Genomic DNA, 23,668 nt, shown 5'->3' with positions numbered 1-23,668 from the left:
GGCCAGCCGGGTTCATCCCACCACCTCCGGCGCGTGCCCGTAAAGCGCCGCCTCGGTCGGGGGGCCGTCGTAGAATACCAGCCCGTCCTGAATCCGCACGACCCGGTCGGTTGCTTTCGCCACTTCGGGGTCGTGGGTGACGATCACCACCGTCACGCCCTGCTCGCGGTTGAGCGTCTTGAACAGGCCCAGCACCTCGGTCCCCGTCTTGGTATCGAGCGCGCCGGTCGGTTCGTCGGCCAGCAGCAGCTTCGGGCTGTTCGCGAGTGCGCGCGCAACGGCGACGCGCTGCTGCTGCCCGCCCGACAGCTGCGACGGGCGAGAGCGCGGCTTGTCGCCGAGTCCGACCTGTGTCAGCAGCGCCTGTGCCTTGGCCTCACGGTCGGCGCGGCTGAGCCCGGCATAGACCAGCGGCAGCGCGACGTTGCCGAGCGCGCTGAGGCGGGGGAGCAGATTGAAGCTTTGGAAGACGAAGCCGATGCCGCTGTTGCGCATTCGGGCGAGCGCGCGTTCGGACAGCGTCGCGGTGTCGACGCCCTCGAAGCGGTAGACGCCGGTCGTCGGCGAATCGAGGCAGCCGATGATGTTCATCAGCGTCGACTTGCCCGATCCGCTCGGCCCCATGATCGCCATCAGCTCGCCGTCGGCGACGTCCATGCTGACGCCGTGGAGCGCGCGGAACGACCCCGCCTCGCCGACATAGTCCTTGACGACGCTATCGAGCGAGAGGACCGGGGGCGCGGTCATTTCTTCTTGGCGCTGCTCGGCGGCCCGAGGACGCTGCCCTTCGGCTTGTCCTTGAGCGTGTCGGCGATGATGATCTTGTCGCCGACCGCGAGCGGCCCGGCGGTGACGATCGAGTTGTCGGCGTCGGACGCGCCGATCTTGATCCGCACCGGTTCGGGGGTCGATCCCTTGAGGACGAACACCGTCAGCCCGTCGCTGAGCGGCTCGCCGGGCTTGCGCTTGGCGGGCTTGTAGTCGGCGGGCTTGTAGCTGAGCGCGGCGTTGGGGATCAGCAGCGTATCCTTGTGGTCCGACACGAGGAACGACGCGTTCGCGGTCATCCCCGGCAGCAGCGCGCCGTCGGGGTTCGCGACGCCGACGATGACGGTGTAGGTTACGACATTCTGCTGCGTTGTCGGGTTCAATCGGATCTGGCGGACGCTGCCGGTGAAATTGCGGTTGCCGTACGCATCGACGGTGAAGCTGACCGGCTGGCCGATCCGCACCTTGGCGACATCGGCCTCGGCGACCGCCGCCTCGATCTGCATCTGTGTCAGGTCGCGGGCGATAGTGAACAATGTCGGGGTGCTGAACGACGCCGCGACGGTCTGGCCGAGGTCGACCTGGCGGCTGATGACCACCCCCGATACCGGCGAGCGGATGATCGTATAGCCGAGGTTCGTGCGGTCCTGCTTGATCTGCGCCTCGGCCGCCGCGACCTGCGCCGCCGCCGATGCCTCGACCTGCTGCGCGGTCTCGTAATCCTGGCGGCTGATGTAATTCTGCTTGAACAGCTCGGCAGATCGGCGCGCGTTCGCGGTCTGGAGCGCGAGGCTCGAGCGGATGTTGGCGAGGTTGGCCTCGCTCGCCGCGAGCCGCGCGGCATAGACCGACGGGTCGAGTTCGAGCAGCAGTTCGCCGGCGGTGACGCGCGAGTTGTAATCGACCAACAGCTTGGCAACCGTCCCCGACACCTGCGTCCCGACGCTGACGACGCGGACCGGGTTTATCACGCCGTTCGCGGTGATCGCCTCGCTGAGGTCGCCCTTGGCGATCGGCTGCGTCGTGTACGCGGCGGCGGGATCGGGACGGTGGGTCGCCTTCCAGCCGAACCACGCCGCCGCGGCCAGCCCGAGGACGAGGAGGATGATCCAGCGGCGGCGCGTCATCGGCTGCTCCTGTTGGCATCGACTGCCGTGCTGACGTCGCCGATCGCGCGCGCGAGCCGCGCCTGAGCGTCGCGGACCCCGAAGTCGGCGCTGACCAATTGCTGGCGCGCACTCGCGAGCGCCGACTGGGCGTTGAGCAGGTCGGTGAAGGTGCCGACGCCCGCCTTGAAGCGCCCCTGCGCGATATCGGCCGAGGCGGTCGCGCTGTTGATCAACTCGCGCGCGGTCGACAGCACGCTGATCTGGGTCTCGAGCGCGGTCGCCTGGGTGAAGACGTCGAGCCCGGCTTGCTGGCGCGTCTGTTCGAACAGCGCCGCCTGGCGATCGGCCTCGGCGCGCGCGGCGGCGACGCGGTAGGTTCGGTCATAGCCGTTGAAGAACGGGATCGTCACCGTCAGCCCGACGCTCGCGCGGTTGCTGTCGCTCGTCGAATTGGCATAGCCAAGATTGTCCTGCGCGCTCGCGGCGAGCGATGGCAGCAGGTCCGACCGCGCCGCGCGGATCTGCGCGGTCGCCGCGTCGCGGTTGGCGGCGGCGATGCGGAGGTCGGGGCGGAGCTTCTCGGCGTCGGCGATCAGCACGGTGACGTCGCGGTTGAGCTTGTCGGCCGACGCAAGGACGGGGGCAGGGGCGAGCGGCAGGACGGTGGTCGGCGGCAGGCCGATGACGACCGCAAGCTGTCCCGCCGAGGTCCGCGCATTGCCGCGCGCCTGCGCCAGCGTGAGTTCGGCCTGCGCCAGCGAGGTCCGCGCCTGCAACTCGTCGGCCGGCGTTGCGACACCGGCGCGGGTCCGGCCGGAGGCGAGGTCGAGCGACGAGCGGTTGAACGCGACGGTCGACTGCGCCGCGGTCGTCGCCGCGATGTTCGCCTGGAGGCTGTTGTACGCGGTGACGGTGTCGAGCGCGACGGTCTGCGCGGTGTCGGCGACCTGCCCCAATGCGGCGCGCTGGCTCGCGCGGGCGCTGTCGATCCGTGCGGCGCGCCCGCCGAAGTCGAAGATCAGGTAGTTGAGCGCGAGGCTCGCCGACGAGCCGAAGTCGGTCGAGTTCGACGTCGCGCTGAAGCTCTGGCCGTTGCCGAGGACGAACTGCTGGCTGCTCAGATAGTCGGTGCGGCTGAGCGTCGGACCGACCGTCGCCGACAGGCTCGGCAGTTCGGCGGCGCGGGCGATACCGACCTGCGCCGCCGCGCTCCGGCTCGCCGCCCACGCCACCGCGGTCGCCGGATTATGGCACAGCGCGAGGTCGACGAGGTCGGGCAGCGTCAGCGGGCCGACCGGATCGGCGGCGCACGGCGCAGTCTGCGACGGCATCAAATGGCGGGGATCCTCCGACGCCGCTGCCGGGACTGCGAGCAGGGCGGCGATGAGCATTATTGCGCGGAGCATGTCGCTCAGCAGATAGCGTGCCGGAGGCGTAACGTCGAGGGCGGTCGTGGTCGCACGCCCCCCGAAATTCGGAGAATTCAGAACGGGATCGGCGCTCCGTCCCACGCAAACAATCCACCGCTGTCGCCGGGAGTCAGGCGGTCGAGAACGCTCAACATCGCCGCCGCCGAAAACGCTGGGGTGAACAGCTTGCCGGGCGCGACGCCGCGTTGAAACGGGGCCGAAAGGCGGGTGTCGACCGTCCCGGGGTGGAGCGCGGCGACGACGCTCAGCGGGGCGCGGCGGGCGTGCTCGATCGCGGCGGTGCGGAGCAACTGGTTGAGCGCGGCCTTCGATGCGCGATACCCGTACCAGCCACCAAGCCGGTTGTCGGCAATCGACCCGACCCGCGCCGACAACGCCGCGAAGGCAGTCTTTCGGTCGATCCGGAGGAGCGGGAGGAACGCCTGAGCGATCAGCGCCGGGCCGATGGCGTTGACTGCAAAGCTGTGCGCCAGGCGGGCGGGGTCGAGGTCGCGCATCGATTTCTCCGGCCCGCCGGCGGCGTCGTGGAGCAGCCCCGTGGCGACGATGACGAGGTCGAGCGGACCACCGATCCGCGCGGCGGCGGCGGTGATCGATGCGGGATCGGTGAGGTCGAGGTCGGCGCGAGTAAGGGCGATGATTTCGCCGCGATCACGGAGGAGGTCGACGAACGCTGCGCCGATACCACCGGAGGCGCCGATGACGACGATGCGGGGGTCGGGGGCGAAGCTACTTAGAAGGTCCATCATCTCTGACGTGTTTCGCGGGCCGCTTTAAATTCGTCATCCCCGCGAAGGCGGGGACCCATCACCACAACCGGTCGGGATGATGGGTCCCCGCCTTCGCGGGGATGACGAACTGAATTCGGAGCATGGAGCAAGATGCGGTCGAGCACGCAAACGCGACCGGCTCAATCCTTCTCCAGCGTGCACTGCAGCGGATGCTGATGCTCGCGGGCGAAATCCATCACCTGCGTCACCTTCGTCTCGGCGACCTCGTACGTGAATATCCCGCAAATCCCGACGCCGCGCTGGTGGACGCTAAGCATGACCCGCGTCGCATCCTCGATCGTCATCCGGAAGAAGCGCTGGAGCGTCAGGACGACGAACTCCATCGGGGTGTAGTCGTCGTTGAGCATCAGCACCTTGTACAGCGCCGGCTGCTTGGTCTTCGGCTTGGTCTTGGTCGCGACACCGGCGCCGCCGCGGCGGTCGCGGTCGTCATCGTCGTTGCCGGGGCCGGCGTGGGGGGTAAGGTTCATGGGCGCAATATACGGGCGCGGCCCCATCGCGTTCAAGGGGCCAGACATGCAAACGGGCGGGGGATCGCTCCCCCGCCCGTTGCAGTTAGTCGCAGCAAACCCAGCGCGGACGCCGGGAGCGCGGCTTAGAGGCCGACCTTGCCGACCATCGACTTCATCGAGTCGGCGGCGACGGTGGCGCGCGCCTGCATCGGCTCGAACACTTCGCCCATCAGCTTGACCATCGTCTCCGACAGCTTCGACATTTCGGCGACGGCCGCATCGAACTGCGTCTTGGCGAAGTCGTTCTGGAGCTGCATCAGCTCGTTCGGGGTCTTGACCGTCGTCATCGCGCGGGCGGCGGCGGTGGTCTCTTCGAACGACTTGCGGGCGAAGTCAGAAACTTCACGCGCGATCGCTTCGATACCCTGCGCGGCGGCGCGCGACGAAGCGAGCATCGCCTCGACGTTGCCACGCGCCATGCCGGCCATCTCGTCGACCGACTTCATGCCGTGCTCGATCGCTTCGCGCGACTTCGACGCGACCTGTTCGAAGGTCGCCTTGCCCTGCGCCATGGCGTTTTCGGTCTGGTTGGCCATCGTCGACTTCATCTGCTCGGCGCCGTTCTTCATGGCGTCGGCGGCGGTGGTGTAGGCTTCGGTCATCTCGGTATCCTTCGACTTGAGGGGCTCCGGTACGGGTACGACCGGAGGCAGGGGTTGGTTACTTATTGACGAGGGGTTAACGACCGGCGGCGGCGGCGGTGCCATCGGCGGTGAAGCAACTGGCGGCAACGGCAGCGACGCGACGGGCAGAACCGGCTTGGCGGCGACGACCGGGGGCACCGGCTGTGCGGCGATGACCGGGGGAACCGGCGTCGTGGCAGCGACGGGCGTAACCGGTTTTGCAGCGATCGGCGGCGCGGGTTGAGCGGCCAGGACCGACGGCACCGGCTTTGGCTTCGGCGCGGCGGGCGGCGCTTTCATCACAGGTTTCGCAGCGATGATCGGCTTGGCAGGAGCCATGACCGGCGGGGTTACGGGTTTCGGTGCCAAAACCGGCGGCACGATCGCCTTCGGCGCGGCGACCGGAGGCTTCGCGATGGTCTTTTTGTCGACGGCCATTCCGCACTCCACGAGCTATGCTGCAGTGCAACATAGTCCCGCTTTGTGACAACTGCAAGCGTCTCGATACGACCGGCGCGGATTAGTGGCCCCCTGCCGCACCAACTCCCGAAGCCGCCAGCGCGCCGTTGAGATCCGCCATCAGCCGCGCCAATGCGGCATCGCTCGTCGCTTCGGCGCGCGCGACCAGCACGTCCTGCGTGTTCGATGCGCGGAGCAGCCACCAGCCGTCGGGGGTCGTCACGCGGACCCCGTCGGTCGCGTCGACGGTTGCGCCCGACGCCGCGAGCCGCGCGCGCACTTCCTCGACTACCGCGAACTTGCGTGTGTCGGCGCAGGGGAAGCGCAGCTCCGGCGTGTTGACCAGCGCCGGCATCGCGTCCTTGAGCGCCGCGAGCGACTTGCCCGATGCGGCGACTGCGCCGATCAACCGGACCGCGGCGTACAGCCCGTCGTCGAAGCCATAATAATCGTGCTTGAAGAACAGGTGCCCGCTCATCTCGCCCGCCAGCGGCGCGCCGGTTTCCTTCATCTTCGCTTTGATCAACGAGTGACCGGTCTTCCACATCAACGGCTTGCCACCCAATTCGGCGACGCGGTCGAACAAGGCCTGGCTCGACTTGATGTCGCCGATGATCGTCGCGCCCGGCAGCGCCTTGAGCACCGGCTCGGCGAGCAGCCCGAGCAACTGGTCGCCCCAGACGACGCGCCCCTGACCGTCGATCGCGCCGAGCCGGTCGCCGTCACCGTCGAACGCCAGCCCCATGTCGCAGCCGTTCGCTGCAACCGCGGCCTTGAGGTCGGCGAGGTTATGCTCCTCGGTCGGGTCGGGATGGTGGTTGGGGAAGTCGCCGTCGACGTCGGTGAACAGCAGGATGTGCTTGCCCGGCAGCCGCGCGGTCAGCCGCTCGACGACCGGCCCGGCGGAGCCGTTGCCCGCGTCCCACGCGATCGTCATCGCCGGCGGCGCGAAGCCCTTCATCAGCCGGTCGACGTAGCGGTCGATCAGGTCGACGCTGTGCGAGGTGCCCGCGCCGTCCTCCCAGTCGCCCGCCGCCGCCATCGTGCCTAACCCGGTGATGTCGTCGCCGTAGAACGGGCCGTGGCCGAGCATCATCTTGAAGCCGTTGTAATCGGGCGGGTTGTGCGAGCCGGTGATCATCACGCCGCCATCGCATTCGAGCTCGTGGACCGCGAAATACAGCATCGGCGTCGGCCCGAGGCCGATTCGCACCGCGTCGACCCCGCTCTCGTTGAGCCCCGCGACGAGTGCCGCCTCGAGGGCGGGGGACGAGTGCCGTCCGTCGTAACCGACCGCGACCTTGCTCCCGCCGGTGCGCCGGATGCGCGTGCCGAAGCCGCGCCCGATCGCGTGCGCATCGGCCTCGCCGAGGGTTTTGCCGATTACCCCGCGAATGTCGTATTCGCGGAGCGTGGTCGGATCGAAAACATGGGTCATCGCAGGGACTCGTCTGCCGGAGGATCGAATGACGCCATGCCGCGATTGATCCTGCTGAACAAGCCGTACGGCGTTCTAGCGCAGTTTACGGATGATGAAGGGCGCGCGACGCTGGGCGATTATGTCGACGTCCCGGGGGTTTATCCCGCCGGACGCCTCGACCGCGACAGCGAGGGGTTGCTCGTCCTGACCGACGACGGTGCTCTCCAGGCGCGCATCGCCGACCCTAAATACAAGCTGGCGAAGACGTATCTTGTCCAGGTCGAGGGCGACCCCGATACGGCCGTGCTCGACCGGCTGCGACGCGGCGTCACACTCAACGACGGCCCGACCCGCCCGGCCGAGGTCGAGCGGATCGACCCGCCCGACCTGTGGCCGCGCGACCCGCCGGTCCGCTTCCGCAAGACCGTCCCCGACTGCTGGCTGCGGCTGACGATCCGCGAGGGCCGTAATCGGCAGGTGCGGCGGATGACGGCGGCGGTGGGGTTGCCGACGCTGCGGCTGGTGCGGTGGGGGGTCGGGGAGTGGACGGTCGCGGGGCTGCAGCCGGGGGAGTGGCGGGAGGGGTAGGGGGTTGCGTTGTTTGAGCGGTCATCGCTGCTCAAACGGTCATTCCCGATCAAATGCCGTCGTCCCCGATAATTCCGTCATCCCCCCACTGTACTTCCGTCATCCCCGCGAAGGCGGGGACCCATCATCCACACTGTTCGGGGTGATGGGTCCCCGCCTTCGCGGGGATGACGTGTGTGTAGCTGGCTTCGCGCTTTTAAGCGCAGCATCGGCCGGCGCTAATCGTCGAACGCGATGCTGCCCTGATCAATCAGCGCTGCGATCAGCGAGAGCGCGCTGTCATGCACCGCCCCCGGGTCGATCACAACGCAGGTCTCCGCACACAACTGCTCGGCCACCACACCGGCCTCGCCCCCGCAATAGAAGCTCCGCCCGTCGACGAAAAGCACGATGCTTTCCCCCAACGCGCCGTCCCCGCTCCGCACGAACGAGAACCGGCTTGCCGGATTGCGCCTCAACACAGCGCCGCCCGAAAGCGCCTTGCGCAGCACACCCGGATCGACCTGCTCGTCAGGCGACCAGTCGATATCGGCATTCTTCGGCGCGCTCGTATATTCCCCGAACCAGCGTGCAAACGCATCGCGGTCGCCGAGCGCGTCGGTCACCATCGCGTGCAGCCGCGCAATCGCATAGGGCGCGATCTCACCGGGGTTAGCCTGCGCCGCCAGATCCGGATCGGCATACCTATCGTCGTCGGCCAGCCCGTCGAGCAAATGATCGCACCAGTTCGACACCAGCTCCGCCCGCGACGGCGCACGAAAGCCGATCGAATACGTCATGCAATCGTCGCCGACCGCGACCCCGTCATGCGCGATCCCCGGCGGCACGTAGAGCATGTCGCCCGGCTCGAGCACCCATTCGTCGGTCGGCGTGAACTCCGCCAGCAGCCGCAGATCGTCGTGCGGCAGCAGCGCGGTGGTGGCGTCGCACCGCCCGCCGACCCGCCAGCGGCGGCGGCCGAGTCCCTGGATCAGGAAGACGTCATACTGGTCGAAGTGCGGTCCGACCCCGCCGCCGTCGGTCGCATAGCTGACCATGACGTCGTCGATCCGCCAATTCGGCACGAAGCGGAACGGCTCGATCAGTGCGGCAACCTCGGGGACTGCCTGATCGACCGCTTGAACGAGGAGCGTCCATGGCTTCTTGCCCGGGTGAGCGAAACGCTTCGCCTTGAACGGGCCATGTTCGAGCTTCCACGTCTTTTTCGTCCGCGTCACGATCCGCGCCTCGACCCCGTCCTCCCCCGCGAGCCCGGCAAGGTCGTCGGGGTGACACGGGTTGCGCCACGCCGCGCCGTCGCCGCGTATCAGCAGCGGCTTCTTCTGCCAAGTGTCGCGAAGGAACGCGGCAGTGTCGAAGCCGGTCAGCAGCATGGGGAATACCAAGTGTTGTGATCGCCGCCCAACGTCCTGTCATCCCCGCGAACGCGGGGACCCAAGATCACTGCCGATCGTGACTTTGGGTCCCCGCGTTCGCGGGGATGACAAATGATCGGCCTGCAGTTCACCACGCCTACCGCCGCGCCAGCAGCAAATCGCGCGCGGCCGTCACCCGCCGCGCCAGATCGGCCGTTCCCCCCTTGTCGGGATGGACCTGCGCAATCACACGCCGCCACGCCGCATTGATCGCCGCCGCATCGTCGCTCGGCGCAACCCCAAGGACCGCGCGCGCCTCGGCAAGCTCGGTCGGGGCGGGGGCAGGGGCCTTGCGCTTGCTCGCAAACCACCAGCCCGCGAGCGCCACCCCCGCCGCCGCCGCGAACAGCACTTGCCCGGTTTCGAGCAGCCGCGCGATCAAGACCCCGCCGCCGCCGAGGACCGCGAGCCGCTTGAGGTTGGGCAGCAGCACGCCCTCCTTGTGCAGCCACCACGCGAGGCCCGCCGCGAGGAGGATCGCGAGGATCATGCCGCCGCGCTGGCCTCCGCCGCACCCGCGTCGCCCGCGCTGTCTGCGGCCCCCAAGGCCTTCGCGGGAAGGTTCAACCCCGCGACCAGCGCGCGCAACTCCGCCCGCGCCGCGACATGGCTCAGGCTGAAATCCTCGAGCGCGTCGACATCGAGCAGGGTCAGCCCGCGCGGGAACAGTTCGCGGAAGATGACGCGCTCCGACAGTCCGGGCACGACGCGGAAGCCAACGCGCTTCGCCAATTCGTCGAGCGCGCCGCCGACGCGCTTCATATTGCGCGCCTCGAGGCTCGACAGGCGGTTGCGCAGCACGACCCAGTCGACCGTGCCGCCGTCGACCCGCCCGCGGGCCTTTCGCGCGTCCCACACCATCTCCGAATAGAAACTGAGCTTGCGGACCTTGAAGGTCTCGGGGTCGACCTGGCCGATCAGGTCGAAGTCGACGAATGAGTCGTTCATCGGCGTGACGAGCGTATCGGCACGCGCCAGCGCGGCGCGGCCCATCGCCGAATCGCGCCCCGGCGTATCGACGACGACGTAATCGAGCCCGCTCCACGCATCGAGGCGTTCGCCGAGCGCAGCGACGTCGCCGTCTCCGTCGGCGATCACCGCGATCTCGGGCTGGACGAGCGCCAGCTCGCGCTTCTTCGCGAACGCCGCCCGGTTTTCGAGATAGCGCGCGACCGTCCGCTGGCGCGAATCGAGGTCGACGACGCCGACGCGGTGCCCGTCATGGGCGAGCGCGACGGCAATATGGACCGCCGTCGTCGACTTGCCCGACCCGCCCTTCTCGTTGCCGAGCACGATCAGATGTGCTTGCTGCGCGCGCATTGCCTCGCCCTAAACCGCCCCGGCGCGGTGTTTCGTGTACCCGTCCGCCCAAGTCAAACCCGGAGCCCCTGCCGTTGACCCTGCCCACCGCGCCCTCGACCCTGCCGATCGTCCGCTCCGTCGCCGACCTGCGGAGCCACATCGCCGGCTGGGGTGGCGCGCGTGTCGGCCTCGTCCCGACGATGGGCGCGCTCCACGCCGGACATCTCGCGCTGGTCGCAGCGGCCCGCGCGGCGGGGGCCGAGCGGGTCGTCGCGAGCCTGTTCGTCAACCCGAAGCAGTTCGGCCCGGCGGAGGATCTCGACCGTTATCCGCGCGACGAGGCCGCCGATGCGGCGGCGTTGACGGGAGCTGGATGCGACCTGCTGTGGGCTCCGTCGGTCGCCGACATGTACCCGCCGGGGTTCGCCACGAGCATCGCGGTGGCGCGGCTCGGCGATGGTCTCGACGGCGCGGCGCGGCCCGGGCATTTCGACGGCGTCGCGATCGTCGTCACCAAGCTGCTCCTCGCCGCCGGCCCGTCGATCGCGGTGTTCGGAGAAAAGGACTGGCAGCAGCTCGCCATCATCCGCCGCTTCGTCGCCGACCTGACGCTGCCGGTCACGATCGTCGGCGCCCCAATCGTCCGCGACCCCGACGGCCTCGCGCTGTCGTCGCGGAATATCTATTTGACGGCCGACGAGCGCCAGCGCGCGCTGACCTTGCCGCGAGTGCTGGCGACGGCGCGCGATGCGATCGTCGGGGGGGCGGAGGTCGCCGGGGCGCTGGCCGAGGCGGCGGCGGCGATCACCGCGGCGGGGTTCGACGCGCCCGATTATGTCGCACTGGTCGACGCGGATCTGTTGCCGATGACGACGTTGAGCGGCCCGGGGAGGCTGCTCGCAGCGGCGCGGATCGGGACGACGCGGTTGATCGATAATGTGGCGGTCGTGCCGGGCTGAGAGGGCAGCTGTCGCTGTCGCTTTCGCTTTCGTTGCTGGCGTTGCCGGCGTCGCTGTGGATTCATCTCGAACAATTCCCTGTCATCCCCGCGAAAGCGGGGACCCAAGGTCGCTACCCTCGGTGACCTTGGGTCCCCGCTTTCGCGGGGATGACAGTTTATTTAAAGGTTACTTCACTCCCACCCACGAAGATCGCTCGCTAATAACAGTGCGCCCGACGCGCGCCCCTAGATCGCAGCGGATCGCATCGAAGTGCGGCCATGTGCGGGCCCTGTGCGGCACCCGTCACCCCTTGCGAAATGGCCCCTCTTCATCAAGCATTTCAATACCTTCGACTACCGCTTCACGCTCCGCTGCGAGGAAGTCGGCGACCGCCCGCCGGAACCCCTTGTCGGGGATAAAATGCGCCGAATAGGTTGGTGTCGGACGGTAACCGCGGGCGAGTTTGTGGCTCCCCTGCGCCCCCGCCTCGACCCGCGCCCGGCCGTTGGCGATCGCCCAGTCGATCGCCTGATAATAGCAGAGTTCGAAATGGAGGAACGGCACGTCCTCGCTGCATCCCCAGTAACGGCCATACAAACAGTCGTCGCCGATCAGGTTGAGCGCCCCCGCGATGATCAGCGGGCCACGCCGCGCGACCGCGAGCAGCACCCGGTCGGCCATGCGTTCGCCGAGCAATGTGAAGAACTTGCGCGTCAGATACGGGCGCCCCCATTTGCGGCTGCCGGTGTCCTGGTAGAAGTGCCAGAAGGCGTCCCAATGCTCCTCGGTGATCGCCGCGCCGGTCAGCAGCTCGACGGTGATGCCGTCCGACAGCGCGCCCTCGCGCTCCTTGCGGATCGCCTTGCGCTTGCGCGATGACAGCGCGGTGAGGAAATCGTCGAAGGTCGCATAGCCCTCGTTGACCCAATGGAACTGCTGGTCGATCCGGATAAGCCAGCCGGCGGCGTCGAACAAAGGAACCTGATCGGGTACGATGAAGGTCGCATGCGCCGAAGACAGCTTGTTCTGCACCGTCAACGCCTCGGCAGCCCCCAGCAAGCTCGCGCCAAGTGATTGATCGCGCAGCAATAATCGCTCGCCGGTAGCCGGCGTGAACGGCACGCACGACTGCAGCTTCGGATAATAACGCCCTCCCGCCCGCGTCCACGCATCGGCCCAGCCATGGTCGAAGACATACTCGCCCTGGCTGTGCGATTTCAAATAGTTGGGCATGATTGCTGCGGGTTTGCCGTCGTTGCCGTCGATCACGAGATGGACCGGCTGCCACCCCGTCCCCCCGACCGCGCTCCCCGAGTCCTCGAGACACGTGAAAAACGCATGCTGCAAGAACGGGTTACCCGACCCGGCGCATGCATTCCAATCGTCGGCGGCGATCTCGCGAGCGTGCGAAACGATGCGAGCGGTAACGGTGTCAGCCATGCCCAACCCTACCGCGCCACCGCGATCAAAAGCACCCTCAGTCGCGCACCGCGACAATCGCGTCGACCTCGACCGCGACCCCGAGCGGCAGCGCGGCGACGCCGACCGCGCTCCGCGCATGACGCCCGATCTCGCCGAACACCGCGACCATTAGGTCCGACGCGCCGTTGCCAACCTTCGGCTGGTCGGTGAATTCGGGCGTGCAGGCGACGAATACGCCAAGCTTAACAACGCGCTCGACCCGGTCGAGGTTGCCGAGGACCGCCTTCATCTGCGCGATCAGCCCAACCGCGCAACGCGCGGCGGCGGCGGCGCCTTCCTTGGTCGTCATGTCGCCGCCGAGCTTGCCGCGGATCAGCGCGCCGTCGGCATCGAACGGAATCTGCCCCGAAATGTGGAGCAGCCCGCCGTGGACGACTCCCGGGACGTAGTTCGCGGCGGGGGCGGCGGCGTGCGGCAGGACGATGCCCATGTCGTTCAGGCGGGTTTCCGGGTTCATCGCGTCACTCCCAAGGCAGCTTGCAGGATCGGCAGCGCCGACGGCCAGTCGTCGACCCGCGCATCGGCATCGCGGCTCGCCGGGATCAACGCGTGCAACCGCGGATCGGCGACCATGTGAAGGCGGAACACCTCGGGCGCGGCGCGCTTGACCGAGCCATGATGCGGCGGCAAGTCGTCGACGAACGCGCCCTTGGTCGCGCCGTATTCGTCCATCAGCGCGCGCACGGGGCGGCCCTTTGGACCGTTGTTAGTCACGACGCGATACGGCATACCGAGGCGGGCGAGTTCATTCGTCCGCACGGTGTTGTGGCGATCGTCGACGTTGGTCAGGATGACGACGTCGCAGTCCTTCGCCAGTGCCGCAAGCGCGTCGGCGGCTCCCGGCGAGGGCGTCTGCGTCGGCATGTGGGTGTCGAAGAAGCCATTGAGCAGCGGCAAGAAATTCTCGGGCTCGACCGCCGTGCCGTCGGCGCGGCGGATGTTGCCCGACAGCGCGAAGCTTTCGAGATTCAGCGTGAGATCGTGCTGGGCGGCGAGGTAGTCGCCGAACGGGCCGACGAAGTGCAGCAGGACCTCGTCGCAGTCGCAGATCACCAGCGGGCGGCTCATCGCGCCAGCGCCCGGTTCGCTGCGGTCAACGCGGCGGGGGGGACGTCGAGCGCGGCTGCCGTCGCGATCAGGCTCGGCTCATGCGCTTCGAGGAAACCGAGCACCGCCGAAAGGACCGCGGGCGAGTCCGCCTGCGCGCGGAGGGTTGCGACGTCGAGCCCCGTCAGGTCGAGGAAACGCGGGCCGAGGTCGGTATCGCCGACGATATGGCCGAGCGCCCGCAGCCCGAGCATCTCGGCGGCGGCAAGCGATAGATCGGATTTCAGTGTTTGCATCGGCACGCTCTACCGGGCAAAGCGGCAGCGCGTCGAGCGAGAATTTTTGTTATCAGCCGCCCCGACGAAGCTGCGGTCAGGCGGGTAGCGAGCCGGCTTCCAGCAGCTACTTGATCTTGGCTTCCTTGAACTCGACATGCTTGCGCACGACGGGATCGTACTTCTTGAACATCAGCTTTTCGGTCTGCGTGCGCGGGTTCTTCTTGGTCGTGTAGAAGAAGCCGGTGTCGGCGGTGCTGATCAGCTTGATCTTGATCGTAGTCGGCTTGGCCATGACGCGTCCCGTGTATTGCTAGAAGCGCGTGAACCTCGGGGCCATCGCGACAGACCGCGCTCTCTGACGGCAGGGGGCGTGAAAGTCAACCACTCAGCTGTCATTCCCGCGAAAGCGCAAACCCCAAAGTCTCGACCGTCGATGACCTTGGCTCCCCGCTTTCGCGGGGATGACAGCTGATTAGTTGCGCCGCCCGCGACGGATGCCCGGTGGAATGCGGCTCTGGCCGGCGCGACGCCCGGTGCGGACACGGTCGTTGCGCGGGCCGGGGCTTTCGCCTTGGCCAAGCGGCAGTTCAAAGCGGAGCGCGCCGGTGATCGGATTGGCTTCGGCGAGGCGCAGGTCGAGCTTCTGCCCGGCGGCATAGCGCGTGCCGCTGCTGCTGCCCTCCAGCGTCCGCGCGTCCTCGTTGAACACGAAATATTCGGCGCCGAGCGTCGACACCGGGACCAGCCCGTCGCCGCCGATGCCCTCCACCGTCGCGAAGAAGCCGAACTTGGCGACCCCGGTGATCCGGGTCGGCAGCGTCTCGCCGACGCGCTTCGACAGGTACGCGGCGACGTAGCGGTCGACGGTTTCGCGCTCGGCCTCCATCGCGCGGCGCTCGGTCATCGAGATATGCTCGCCGGTCCGCGCCATCAGCCCGGCTTCGGCGTCGCTCAACCCGTCGTCGCCGAGCTTGTACGCGCGAACCAGCGCGCGGTGGACGACAAGGTCGGCGTAGCGGCGGATCGGCGAGGTGAAATGGCCGTAGCTGCGCAGCGCGAGACCGAAGTGGCCTTTGTTCTCAGGCGAGTAATATGCCTGGGTCTGTGTCCGCAGCACCTGCTCGCTGACCTGCTGCGAATAGGTCGCGTCCTTCACCGCCGCGAGCAGCTTGTTGAACGTCTTCGGCGCAATAACCTGGCCGAGCGCGAACGGGATGCCGAAGGTTTCGAGATAATCCTTGAGCGCCACCAGCTTCTCGCGGCCCGGCGCTTCGTGGACGCGGTACATGCACACCGTCCGCTTCGCCTCGAGCGCCTCCGCCGCGGCGACGTTGGCGGCGATCATGAAGTCCTCGATCAGCCGATGTGCGTCGAGGCGTTCGCGGGTGACGATCGCGGTGATCGTTCCGGTCGGATCGAGCTCGACGCGGCGCTCGGGCAGGTCGAGATCGAGCGGTGCCCGGGCATCGCGCGCCTTCGCCAGCGCACCCCACGCCCCCCACAGCGGCTCCAGCGTCGCAAGATGCTCGCCCGCCTTGGCGTCGATCGTCGCCTGCGCCTCTTCGTACGCGATGTTGGTCGTGCAGCGGACGACGGCGCGGGTGAAGCGGTGAGCTGCAAGGCTGCCCTCGGCAGTGATCGTCATGTGGCAGGCGAGGACTGCTCGGTCCTTGTGCTCGACGAGCGAGCAGGCGTCGGCAGACAGGATTTCGGGGAGCATCGGGACGACGCGGTCTGGGAAGTAGACCGAGTTGCCGCGCTCGCGGGCGGCCCGGTCGAGCGAAGTGCCCTCGCGGACGTAGAAGCTGACGTCGGCGATCGCGACGATTGCATCCCAGCCGCCGTCTTCACGCGCGGCGGCCCAGACGGCGTCGTCGTGGTCGCGCGCGTCGGCGGGGTCGATCGTCAGGATGGGCAGGTGGCGCAGGTCCTCGCGTTCGCCGAGCGGCTGGTGTGCGGCCTCCTCCGCCTGCTCGGTCGCGGCGTCGGAGAAGCGGTGCGGCAGGCCCTTGGCGTGGATCGCGATCAGCGAGAAACTGCGCGGCGCAAATGGATCGCCGAGCACCTCGACGACGCGCGCCGACTGATGCGGCGCACGCCCCGACGGCTCGGCGAGGACGAGGTCGCCGACCTCAGCATCGCCCGTGTCGAGGACGGAGAAGTCGATCCGCGCCTTCTTGTCGACGGGCACGAGGCGGTACCCGGCGGCGTCCTTGCGCAGGATGCCGAGGACGAATTCTTCGGTCTTGGCGAGCAGCTTCATCGGGAAGCCGGTGTAGCCGCCGCCAGTCTCCTCGATGCGCGCCAGCACCCGGTCGCCGATCCCGAGCGCGCCGCGGCGCTTACCCTCTATGATCCGGACCTTCGGCGGGACGCCGGGATGGTCCCAGCGGTCGGGGGTCGCGACCGGCGGCCCGTCGCCCGCCTCGATCACGCGGAGGACGGTGACCTTGGGCAGGCCGCCGCCCTTGTGGACCTGGCGCTTGGGGCCGACGTCGAGCTGCCCCGCGTCGGTCATGTCGCGCATCAGGCTTTTCAGCGCGATCTTGTCCTGCGCGTGGAGGCCGAAGGCGCGCGCGATCTCACGCTTGCCGACCGGCGTTGCGCTGCCGGCGATGAAGCCGAGGATCTGCTCGGCGGTCGGCAGGCCGGGGGGCGGAGGCGGGGGACGACGCGGCATCACGCAAGCTTGTGAGGCCACGCCCGACCTCCCGCAATCAAAAAGGGCTGCCCTTGCGCAGGGCAGCCCTTTGCGATGCCTGTCGTGCCGAGGATCAGGCGAGAACGACCCGCGTCGGTGCGCGGCGCAAACGCAGGCCGACAAGCCCGAAGCCCGCGAGGAGCAGGAGCCACGATGTCGGTTCGGGGATGAGCCCGACGGTATTGTTGTCGTTCTCGAACATGCCGCCGTAACCCTGGATCAGGCGAACCTGATCGAAGCCGCCTAAGACGTGATAGTTGATGAATGCGAACGCCTGGGCCCGGTCCTTGCCGAGAAACGAGGCGTTCGGGTTGCCGAGGTAGCTCGCTTCAAGCCCCATCGCCAGCGGCGAGATGTGATCGACCTCGACACCGCCGCGCCAGAATTCGATCGCGTTGTTCGTGTCGATCGCCGATGCCCAAAGCCCGAAGTAATTTGCCGGACCGGTGATGTCGATCGTGACGGTGCCGTGACCCATCGTGAAGTAACCCGATCCGCCGGCACCGCCATACTGCGTGCCAGTGGCAATAACGTCGTGCGCTGAGTAGACACCGCTATAGCTGCTGCCGCCGAAATTGGTTGCTAACGTCACGTTGGTTCCGGCCGGTCCCGAAAAGGTTTCGACGCCCGACCGCGACAGCGCGACAGTGGTGTTCTGTATGCCGGCCGCTTCCACCGAAATGACGGTGACGGCGTTGGCCGATCCGGCCGCAATACCGGCGAAGGCGAGGACGGTCATGGCGGCAAGCTTGGTGGTGGTGAGCTGGGTCATCACAAATCCTCGTTTCGATTACGTAACGAGAACGATGCAAAGACAGTGCCAAGTCAACACCCGACGCCATTCCAGGGGGTTGGACAATCTACCTATAAAAAGCGCGCGACAACTGTAAGATATCCCGACGATATCGGAATAATGGATGATTAACTCATCGATAAATTCGAGTAATCTACCAGAACCGACTGTGATTAAAGGTTACTTTTTCACGGATTTTGTAGCTTTCGGCTTGGCGGCGGCGGTCTTGGCGGGCGCCTTCCGAGCGGGGGCTTTCGTGGGGCGTTTCTTGCCCTTGGCCGGCATCGCCGCGCGTGCGTCGATCAACGCTGCCGCGGCGTCGAGCGACAGCGCCATGCCGTCCTCGCCCTTCGGCACGTTGGCGTTAATCGTTCCGTCGGTCAGGTAGGGTCCGAAGCGGCCTTCCATCAGCTTGATGACGCTGCCCGACACCGGATGCGGTCCGACTTCACGCAAGGCCTGTGGGGCATTGCGGGCCCGGCCCGGGTTTGCCGCGGCGTCGGCGAGCTTGGCCACCGCCGAGTTCATGCCGGTCTCGAACACCTCCGCGCTCGACGTCAGCCGGGCGTATTTGCCGGCGTGGGCGAGGTAGGGGCCATAGCGGCCGATGCTCGCGGTGATCGGGCTGCCGGTCTCGGGGTGGAGGCCGACTTCACGCGGTAGCGACAGCAGCTGGATCGCGGTGTCGAGGTGCTCCTCGCCGGTTACCGGCATGTCCTTGGGGATCGACGCGCGCGGCGGCTTGGGGTCGCCCTTGGCGCCGTCCTCGCCGAGCTGGACGTAAGCGCCGAAGCGGCCGGAACGCAGGCTGACTGGCTGGCCGGTCGTCGGGTCGTCGCCGAGCACGACCGGGCCGGTCGATTCCTTGAGCTCGCCGCCTTCGCCGAACTGGCGGGTGTAGCGGCAGTCAGGGTAATTCGAGCACGACACGAACGCGCCGAACTTGCCGGTCTTTAGGCCGAGGCGGCCGGTGCCGCACGTCGGGCACAGCCGCGGGTCGGAGCCGTCTTCCTTCGGCGGGAACAGGAACGGCGACAGGAATTCGTCGAGCGCGACGGTGACGTCCGACGGGCGGATCTCGAGGACCTCCTTGGTCTTCGGCGAAAAGTCCTTCCAAAAGTCACTGAGGACGGTCAAATAATCGAGGTCGCCTGCCGACACCTCGTCGAGCCGCGTCTCAAGCTCGGCGGTAAAGTCGTAGCTGACGTACTTCTCGAAATAGCGTTCGAGGAATGCGGTCACGAGCCGCCCCTTCTCCTCGGCGAAGAAGCGGTTCTTCTCCATCCGGACATACAGCCGGTCGCGCAGCGTCTGGAGGATCGAGGCGTAGGTCGACGGGCGGCCGATGCCGAGTTCTTCGAGGCGCTTGACCAGCGAGGCTTCCGAATAACGCGGGGGCGGCTCGGTGAAGTGCTGGTCGGCGCGCGCGGCGGTGACCTGCGGCTTCTCGCCCTGCACCAATTTGGGCAGGCGGCGCGTGTCGTCGGCGTCCTCCCCGTCGACCGGGGCGTCGTCGCGGTCCTCGGTGTAGACCGCGAGGAAGCCGGGGTGGAGGATGACCTGCCCGCTCGCACGCAGCGTCGCCTTGCCCGCGGCGTCGGTCAGGTCGACCGCGGTCCGCTCCATCTTCGCCGACGCCATCTGCGACGCGATCGTCCGCTTCCAGATCAGCGCGTACAGCTTGCCATTGTCGCCCGAGATGCCGCTGCCCGGACGCCGGGTCAGGTCGGTCGGGCGGATCGCCTCATGCGCTTCCTGCGCGTTCTTTGCCTTGGTCGCATAATGGCGCGGCTTGGCGGGCAGAACGTTCTCGCCGCCGCCGAAATCCTTGGCGATGACCGCCCGCGCTTGTTCGATCGCCTCGCCAGCGACCTGGACGCCGTCGGTCCGCATGTAGGTGATGTGGCCGTCCTCGTAGAGCGACTGAGCGACGCGCATCGTGTGGCTGGCGGTGAAGCCGAGCTTGCGCGACGCCTCCTGCTGGAGCGTCGACGTCGTGAACGGCGGGTAAGGATTGCGCGTCGCGGGCTTTGTCTCGACCGCGCTGATGGTGAACTTGCCCGCCTCGACATCGGCGCGCGCCTGTTGCGCCGCGACGACTTCGGACAGGTCGAAGCGGTCAAGCTTTTTCCCATTCCAGTGCGTCAGCCGGGCGACGAACGAAGCCCCGGCGACAGTCGCGAGCGTCGCTTCGACGGTCCAGTATTCGCGGTTGACGAAGGTCTCGATCTCGCGCTCGCGGTCGACGACGATGCGCAGCGCGACCGATTGGACGCGCCCCGCCGACTTGGCACCGGGCAGCTTGCGCCACAGCACCGGCGACAGGTTGAAGCCGACGAGATAGTCGAGCGCACGCCGCGCCCGGTACGCATCGACGAGGTCGCCGTCGACCTCGCGGGGCTTGCCCATCGCGGCGAGGATCGCGGTCTTGGTGATCTCGTTGAAGGTGACGCGGGTCGCGCCGCCCTTGGGCATCAGGCCCTTTTTGCCCTTGATCCATTCGAGCAGGTGCCATGCGATCGCCTCGCCCTCGCGGTCGGGGTCGGTCGCGAGGATGACATGGTCGGCCTTCTTGACCTCGTCCGAGATCGCCTTGAGCTGCTTGGCTTTGTCGCCGTACAATTCCCAGTGCATCGCGAAGCCATTCTCGGTCTCGACCGACCCGTCGCGCGGCGGCAGGTCGCGGACATGGCCATAGCTCGCGAGGACGACGTAGTTCGACCCGAGGTACTTGTTGATCGTTTTGGCCTTCGCGGGTGACTCGACGATCACGACGTCCATGCAATGTTCTCCCGGGCCAAACGCGGCGGCCCCTACGCGTTATATGGGGGCGGTGGCAAGGGGAGCGTACAATTACGGACACGATCTTTCGGTAAAGATTTTATTAACGGTCTGGTCGGTCGGCGCGAAAGGTCACACGAAGTTCACGGTTTTGAACATTGAAATCGCGATGACCAGTGTTTCGGGAACGATGTGGATAACGTCTGCACGGGGTGCGACCGTGGGGAGGCAGATGGCTGACGATGAGAAAGAGCGCGACCGCCGCCCGGTGGCGACTCGAAGGCTCGATCATACGCTGAACGCCGGGGTGTAGGACAGCGGCGAACACCGGTGCGTTGAGACTTGGACGCTTACGGTCTATGTTCGTTCTGCGATCCCGGAAGATATGCCATGGCGACCAAGAGTTAACGCTTACCTTGCCCGATCACATGGCCGAACTTGTGCGAAGCAGGGTCGCGACGGGAGAATACGACAGCCCAAGCGAGGTCATCCAGGACGACCTCGAAGCGCTGATTGAGTCTGGTCCGCGCGTTGAGAAGTGGCTGCGCGATAAGGTCACCCCGGCCTATGATCGATATAAGGCTGATCCGATGAAGTGCGTTCCGATCGACGTCGCCGTCGAGGAATTGGCAGAGCGCCACGTCCAAGCGACCGCAGGGATGTGACCGGATACGAAGTCCGCTTATCTATCAAGCGAAACGCTTGCCCGTAGGTCTATTCGATTACATCGCGGCGGTCACCTCTCTCACTGTTGCAGTGAGATCGTCGGCTCGGATGTATCTACTACCTGGAGAGTATCGGCTTTTTCTATAAGTCGGAGTTCGTTTTTTAACACGTCCCATTCTCGTTTCAATATTCTTTGACAAACCTTCACAAACCTAGGATTTGCTGAATACTTCTCAAACGTAGATTTCGCAGATAAAAAACCATAAAGTACATCTGTCAGGGCTTCATAATCTGGATCATCTGGATTCATAAATAGTTCGATACGTGTGCCTAGTCTATAAAATTCCTGATTATTGCCATGGTCAAGGTCTGGCGTGACGCCAAAAGACTGAAATGCCGACATATCGTCACGCAGGTTATTAATCCATACTTGACGCATATCAGCGAGCTTAATTGCGGTGGCTAGTTGCGCCTCCAATCGGGAATTTTCCCGATCTTGAGTTAGCGATAAATGCATATTGTCACGTACGATGTCATTTTGAAGCTTTGTGTTCGATCTATTTATAAGATGTCCAAAAAGTGCTATTAAGGCTCCAATTACTGCTGAAATAACAACTGCGCCGGCCGTCCAATACGCCAGTGAAAGAGACGACGTTACCGGTGGAGCTGTTTGAATGATCTCGATCACAATTCTTCCCCTGTAGTCTTATGTCCTGACCACGCGCCCCCCGGCATGGCGCACCAGTCCCCCGCATAGCTCCAGATCGAGCAACACCCCCGCGACCGTCGCCGCCGGGCAGCCGCTCTGGCGGACGAGTTCGTCGATAGCGACCGGCGTCGGGGACAGCAGTGCGATGATGTGATCTCGGGTCGTGTCGTCGGCGTCGAGCGCGACCGGGCCGGGGTCCCATGTCGTACCCGGCGATAGCAGGCGGCCGCCGATCTGGCCGCCGACGGTGCCGAGCGCTTCGAGGACGTCGGCGGCGGTCTGGATCAGCGTCGCGCCCTCGCGGATCAACTGGTTGCACCCCTGCGCGCGCGGGTCGAGCGGCGAGCCAGGCACCGCCATGACCTCGCGCCCGGCCTCGGCGGCGATCCGCGCGGTGATCAGTGAGCCCGACTTCAATGCGCCCTCGACGACGATCGTCCCGGCGCACAGCCCGGCGATGATGCGGTTGCGGCGGGGGAAGTGGCGCGCCTGCGGGCTGGTGCCCAACGGCTGTTCGGCGACGACCAGCCCCGAAGCCCCGATCGACGCCTGCAGGCTGGCGTTCTCGGGCGGATAGACATTGTCGAGCCCCCCGGCGATGACCCCGATCGTGCCGCCGTCGAGCGCCCCCTGATGTGCCGCCGAGTCGATCCCGCGTGCGAGCCCCGATACGACGACGAGGTCGGCTTGCGATAATTCAGTGGCGAGTTCGCGGGCGAAGCGCACCGCCGCCGCGCTTGAATTGCGCGCGCCGACCATTGCCACGCACGGGCGTTCGAGCAGGCCGAGGTCGCCCTTGACCGCGAGCGCAGGGGGCGCGGTTTCGGTCTGGGCGAGGAGCCACGGGTAGAGGCCGGTGCCGATGAAGACGAACTGCCCGCCGAATTTGGCGACCGCCGACAGCTCGGTTTCGGCGTCGGCGACGGTCGCGATCCGCGCCGCTCCGCCACCACGGCGGACGAGGTCGGGTAGGGCGTCGAGAGCGGCTTGCGGGGTGCCGAAGCGGCGGAGGAGCTGGCGGTAGGTAACGGGGCCGACGTTGTCGCTGCGGATCAGGCGGAGGCGCGCGACGTCGTCGCTCACCGGGTGCCGTGGGTATCGTCGAGCGCTGGACCGCCGTTGTGACCAAACGGCGGGTCGGGGTCGCCCGGCGGACTCTTCGCGCCGATCTTGCTCTCGGTCCCCGCGCGCAAACGCCGGATATTGTCGCCGTGCTTGAGCATCAGCAGCGCCGTCATCGCCCATGCCGTAAGCGTCCATGTCGCATCGAGCGGCACCGTCGTCCGGGCGACGGTGAACAGGACCGCGCTCGCGACCGCCGCCATCATCCCGCCGACCGAGGAATAACGCGTCACGACCGCGCCGATCAGCCAGACCAGCAGCGCCGCGACTCCGGCAGGCCACCAGCCGGCGAGGCTGACACCGAGCATGGTCGCCACCCCCTTGCCGCCGCGAAAGTTGAGCCAGACCGGAAACAAATGCCCGCCGAAAGCGGCAAAGCCGGCGATCGCGGCGATGTGCTCGCTGCCGGTAAAATGCCGCGTCAGCAGAACCGCCGCCGCGCCCTTGCCGCCATCGAGCAGCAGCGTCGCCGCCGCCAACCCCTTGCGCCCGGTCCGCAGCACGTTGGTCGCGCCGATATTGCCCGAGCCGATGCTCCGCAGGTCGCCCGCGCCGAACGCCCGCGTTAGCAGCAGCCCGAACGGGATCGCGCCGAGGACATAGCCGATCAGCGCGCAGATGATCGGTGTCGGCCCCATTTAGAGGTTCGTAGCGGGTTCGGTTAACCGCGTCACCAGTTTGATCCAACCATCTCGGTGCTGATTGCCATTCTGCAGCAATGTCGACGGGCA

At 66.9% G+C, this 23,668-nt stretch carries 24 protein-coding genes; 3 read left to right on the top strand and 21 right to left on the bottom strand.

What is annotated here, in order from left to right; translation table 11 throughout:
* Nucleotides 1-12: 12 nt before the first annotated feature.
* The 7 genes from KZX46_RS18250 to pgmG form a co-directional block, all read right to left on the bottom strand.
* On the bottom strand, nucleotides 13-747 hold the full coding sequence (locus tag KZX46_RS18250) for an ABC transporter ATP-binding protein (protein ID WP_219775161.1): 735 nt from the start codon (nucleotides 745-747) through the stop codon (nucleotides 13-15).
* A complete protein-coding gene (locus tag KZX46_RS18245; protein ID WP_219775160.1) occupies nucleotides 744-1,895 on the bottom strand; it encodes an efflux RND transporter periplasmic adaptor subunit in 1,152 nt (383 codons plus the stop codon). The genes KZX46_RS18250 and KZX46_RS18245 overlap by 4 nt, the downstream gene beginning before the upstream one ends.
* Entirely contained in the window at nucleotides 1,892-3,283 is a 1,392-nt protein-coding gene (locus tag KZX46_RS18240; protein ID WP_219775159.1) for a TolC family protein, read from the bottom strand. Before KZX46_RS18240 ends, KZX46_RS18245 begins: the two co-directional genes overlap by 4 nt.
* A gap of 77 nt (nucleotides 3,284-3,360) precedes the next feature.
* Entirely contained in the window at nucleotides 3,361-4,053 is a 693-nt protein-coding gene (locus tag KZX46_RS18235) for an SDR family NAD(P)-dependent oxidoreductase (protein ID WP_219777088.1), read from the bottom strand.
* Between the two features lie 164 nt (nucleotides 4,054-4,217).
* Nucleotides 4,218-4,568: an ATP-dependent Clp protease adapter ClpS gene (clpS, locus tag KZX46_RS18230; protein WP_216709924.1), complete on the bottom strand. Its 351-nt coding sequence runs from the start codon at nucleotides 4,566-4,568 to the stop codon at nucleotides 4,218-4,220.
* 125 nt (nucleotides 4,569-4,693) lie between these two features.
* The gene (phaP, locus tag KZX46_RS18225) at nucleotides 4,694-5,671 is read right to left on the bottom strand and encodes a phasin family protein (RefSeq protein WP_219775158.1); all 978 of its coding nucleotides are present in this window, start codon (nucleotides 5,669-5,671) and stop codon (nucleotides 4,694-4,696) included.
* Between the two features lie 82 nt (nucleotides 5,672-5,753).
* Nucleotides 5,754-7,130, bottom strand: coding sequence for a phosphoglucomutase/phosphomannomutase PgmG (gene pgmG / locus KZX46_RS18220; protein ID WP_219775157.1), 1,377 nt, complete (start codon nucleotides 7,128-7,130; stop codon nucleotides 5,754-5,756).
* Between the two features lie 36 nt (nucleotides 7,131-7,166).
* Here pgmG and KZX46_RS18215 point away from each other — a divergent pair, with 36 nt between their 5' ends.
* Complete coding sequence (locus KZX46_RS18215) at nucleotides 7,167-7,700, top strand: pseudouridine synthase (protein ID WP_219775156.1); 534 nt, start codon at nucleotides 7,167-7,169, stop codon at nucleotides 7,698-7,700.
* Nucleotides 7,701-7,918: 218 nt separating this feature from the next.
* On the opposite strand, the gene KZX46_RS18210 is transcribed toward KZX46_RS18215, so the two are convergent.
* The 3 genes from KZX46_RS18210 to KZX46_RS18200 form a co-directional block, all read right to left on the bottom strand.
* Complete coding sequence (locus tag KZX46_RS18210) at nucleotides 7,919-9,073, bottom strand: cupin domain-containing protein (protein ID WP_219777087.1); 1,155 nt, start codon at nucleotides 9,071-9,073, stop codon at nucleotides 7,919-7,921.
* 139 nt (nucleotides 9,074-9,212) lie between these two features.
* The gene (locus KZX46_RS18205; protein ID WP_226896043.1) at nucleotides 9,213-9,605 is read right to left on the bottom strand and encodes a molecular chaperone DnaJ; all 393 of its coding nucleotides are present in this window, start codon (nucleotides 9,603-9,605) and stop codon (nucleotides 9,213-9,215) included.
* Complete coding sequence (locus tag KZX46_RS18200) at nucleotides 9,602-10,435, bottom strand: division plane positioning ATPase MipZ (RefSeq protein WP_219775155.1); 834 nt, start codon at nucleotides 10,433-10,435, stop codon at nucleotides 9,602-9,604. The genes KZX46_RS18205 and KZX46_RS18200 overlap by 4 nt, the downstream gene beginning before the upstream one ends.
* 101 nt (nucleotides 10,436-10,536) lie before the next feature.
* Between KZX46_RS18200 and panC the strand changes: the two genes are divergently transcribed.
* Nucleotides 10,537-11,376 (top strand): pantoate--beta-alanine ligase, encoded by an 840-nt coding sequence (panC, locus tag KZX46_RS18195; protein ID WP_219777085.1) that lies wholly within the window; start codon nucleotides 10,537-10,539, stop codon nucleotides 11,374-11,376.
* A gap of 285 nt (nucleotides 11,377-11,661) precedes the next feature.
* On the opposite strand, the gene KZX46_RS18190 is transcribed toward panC, so the two are convergent.
* The 8 genes from KZX46_RS18190 to topA all read right to left on the bottom strand — a co-directional run bounded on the left by KZX46_RS18190 (nucleotide 11,662) and on the right by topA (nucleotide 20,440).
* Entirely contained in the window at nucleotides 11,662-12,798 is a 1,137-nt protein-coding gene (locus KZX46_RS18190; RefSeq protein WP_219775154.1) for a GNAT family N-acetyltransferase, read from the bottom strand.
* A 37-nt stretch (nucleotides 12,799-12,835) separates the two neighbouring features.
* Entirely contained in the window at nucleotides 12,836-13,297 is a 462-nt protein-coding gene (locus tag KZX46_RS18185) for a RidA family protein (protein WP_219775153.1), read from the bottom strand.
* A complete protein-coding gene (locus tag KZX46_RS18180) occupies nucleotides 13,294-13,908 on the bottom strand; it encodes an HAD family hydrolase (protein ID WP_219775152.1) in 615 nt (204 codons plus the stop codon). Before KZX46_RS18180 ends, KZX46_RS18185 begins: the two co-directional genes overlap by 4 nt.
* Nucleotides 13,905-14,183 (bottom strand): DUF3572 family protein, encoded by a 279-nt coding sequence (locus KZX46_RS18175; protein ID WP_226896042.1) that lies wholly within the window; start codon nucleotides 14,181-14,183, stop codon nucleotides 13,905-13,907. Before KZX46_RS18175 ends, KZX46_RS18180 begins: the two co-directional genes overlap by 4 nt.
* 106 nt (nucleotides 14,184-14,289) lie before the next feature.
* A complete protein-coding gene (gene rpmG / locus KZX46_RS18170) occupies nucleotides 14,290-14,457 on the bottom strand; it encodes a 50S ribosomal protein L33 (protein WP_216709915.1) in 168 nt (55 codons plus the stop codon).
* Between the two features lie 180 nt (nucleotides 14,458-14,637).
* Nucleotides 14,638-16,845: a ribonuclease R gene (gene rnr / locus KZX46_RS18165; RefSeq protein WP_219775151.1), complete on the bottom strand. Its 2,208-nt coding sequence runs from the start codon at nucleotides 16,843-16,845 to the stop codon at nucleotides 14,638-14,640.
* A gap of 94 nt (nucleotides 16,846-16,939) precedes the next feature.
* Nucleotides 16,940-17,638 (bottom strand): PEPxxWA-CTERM sorting domain-containing protein, encoded by a 699-nt coding sequence (locus tag KZX46_RS23025; RefSeq protein ID WP_226896041.1) that lies wholly within the window; start codon nucleotides 17,636-17,638, stop codon nucleotides 16,940-16,942.
* Nucleotides 17,639-17,839: 201 nt separating this feature from the next.
* Entirely contained in the window at nucleotides 17,840-20,440 is a 2,601-nt protein-coding gene (gene topA / locus KZX46_RS18155; RefSeq protein ID WP_219775150.1) for a type I DNA topoisomerase, read from the bottom strand.
* 440 nt (nucleotides 20,441-20,880) lie between these two features.
* On the opposite strand from topA, the gene KZX46_RS18150 reads away from it, so the two are divergent.
* Nucleotides 20,881-21,105 (top strand): type II toxin-antitoxin system ParD family antitoxin, encoded by a 225-nt coding sequence (locus KZX46_RS18150; protein WP_226896040.1) that lies wholly within the window; start codon nucleotides 20,881-20,883, stop codon nucleotides 21,103-21,105.
* An 80-nt stretch (nucleotides 21,106-21,185) separates the two neighbouring features.
* On the opposite strand, the gene KZX46_RS18145 is transcribed toward KZX46_RS18150, so the two are convergent.
* Genes KZX46_RS18145 through plsY form a run of 3 tightly spaced genes read right to left on the bottom strand, consistent with a single transcriptional unit; the run spans nucleotide 21,186 to nucleotide 23,575 of the window.
* Entirely contained in the window at nucleotides 21,186-21,794 is a 609-nt protein-coding gene (locus tag KZX46_RS18145; protein ID WP_219775148.1) for a hypothetical protein, read from the bottom strand.
* Nucleotides 21,795-21,812: 18 nt separating this feature from the next.
* The gene (dprA, locus tag KZX46_RS18140; RefSeq protein WP_219777133.1) at nucleotides 21,813-22,898 is read right to left on the bottom strand and encodes a DNA-processing protein DprA; all 1,086 of its coding nucleotides are present in this window, start codon (nucleotides 22,896-22,898) and stop codon (nucleotides 21,813-21,815) included.
* Nucleotides 22,895-23,575, bottom strand: coding sequence for a glycerol-3-phosphate 1-O-acyltransferase PlsY (gene plsY / locus KZX46_RS18135; protein WP_219775147.1), 681 nt, complete (start codon nucleotides 23,573-23,575; stop codon nucleotides 22,895-22,897). Before plsY ends, dprA begins: the two co-directional genes overlap by 4 nt.
* Between the last annotated feature and the right edge of the window lie 93 nt (nucleotides 23,576-23,668).

The organism is Polymorphobacter sp. PAMC 29334 (genome assembly GCF_019431245.1).
In the GTDB taxonomy this organism is placed as follows: Bacteria; Pseudomonadota; Alphaproteobacteria; order Sphingomonadales; family Sphingomonadaceae; genus Polymorphobacter_B; species Polymorphobacter_B megasporae.
Note: the sequence above shows the minus strand (reverse complement) of the source record. Positions and strands in the feature narration are given on the sequence as shown.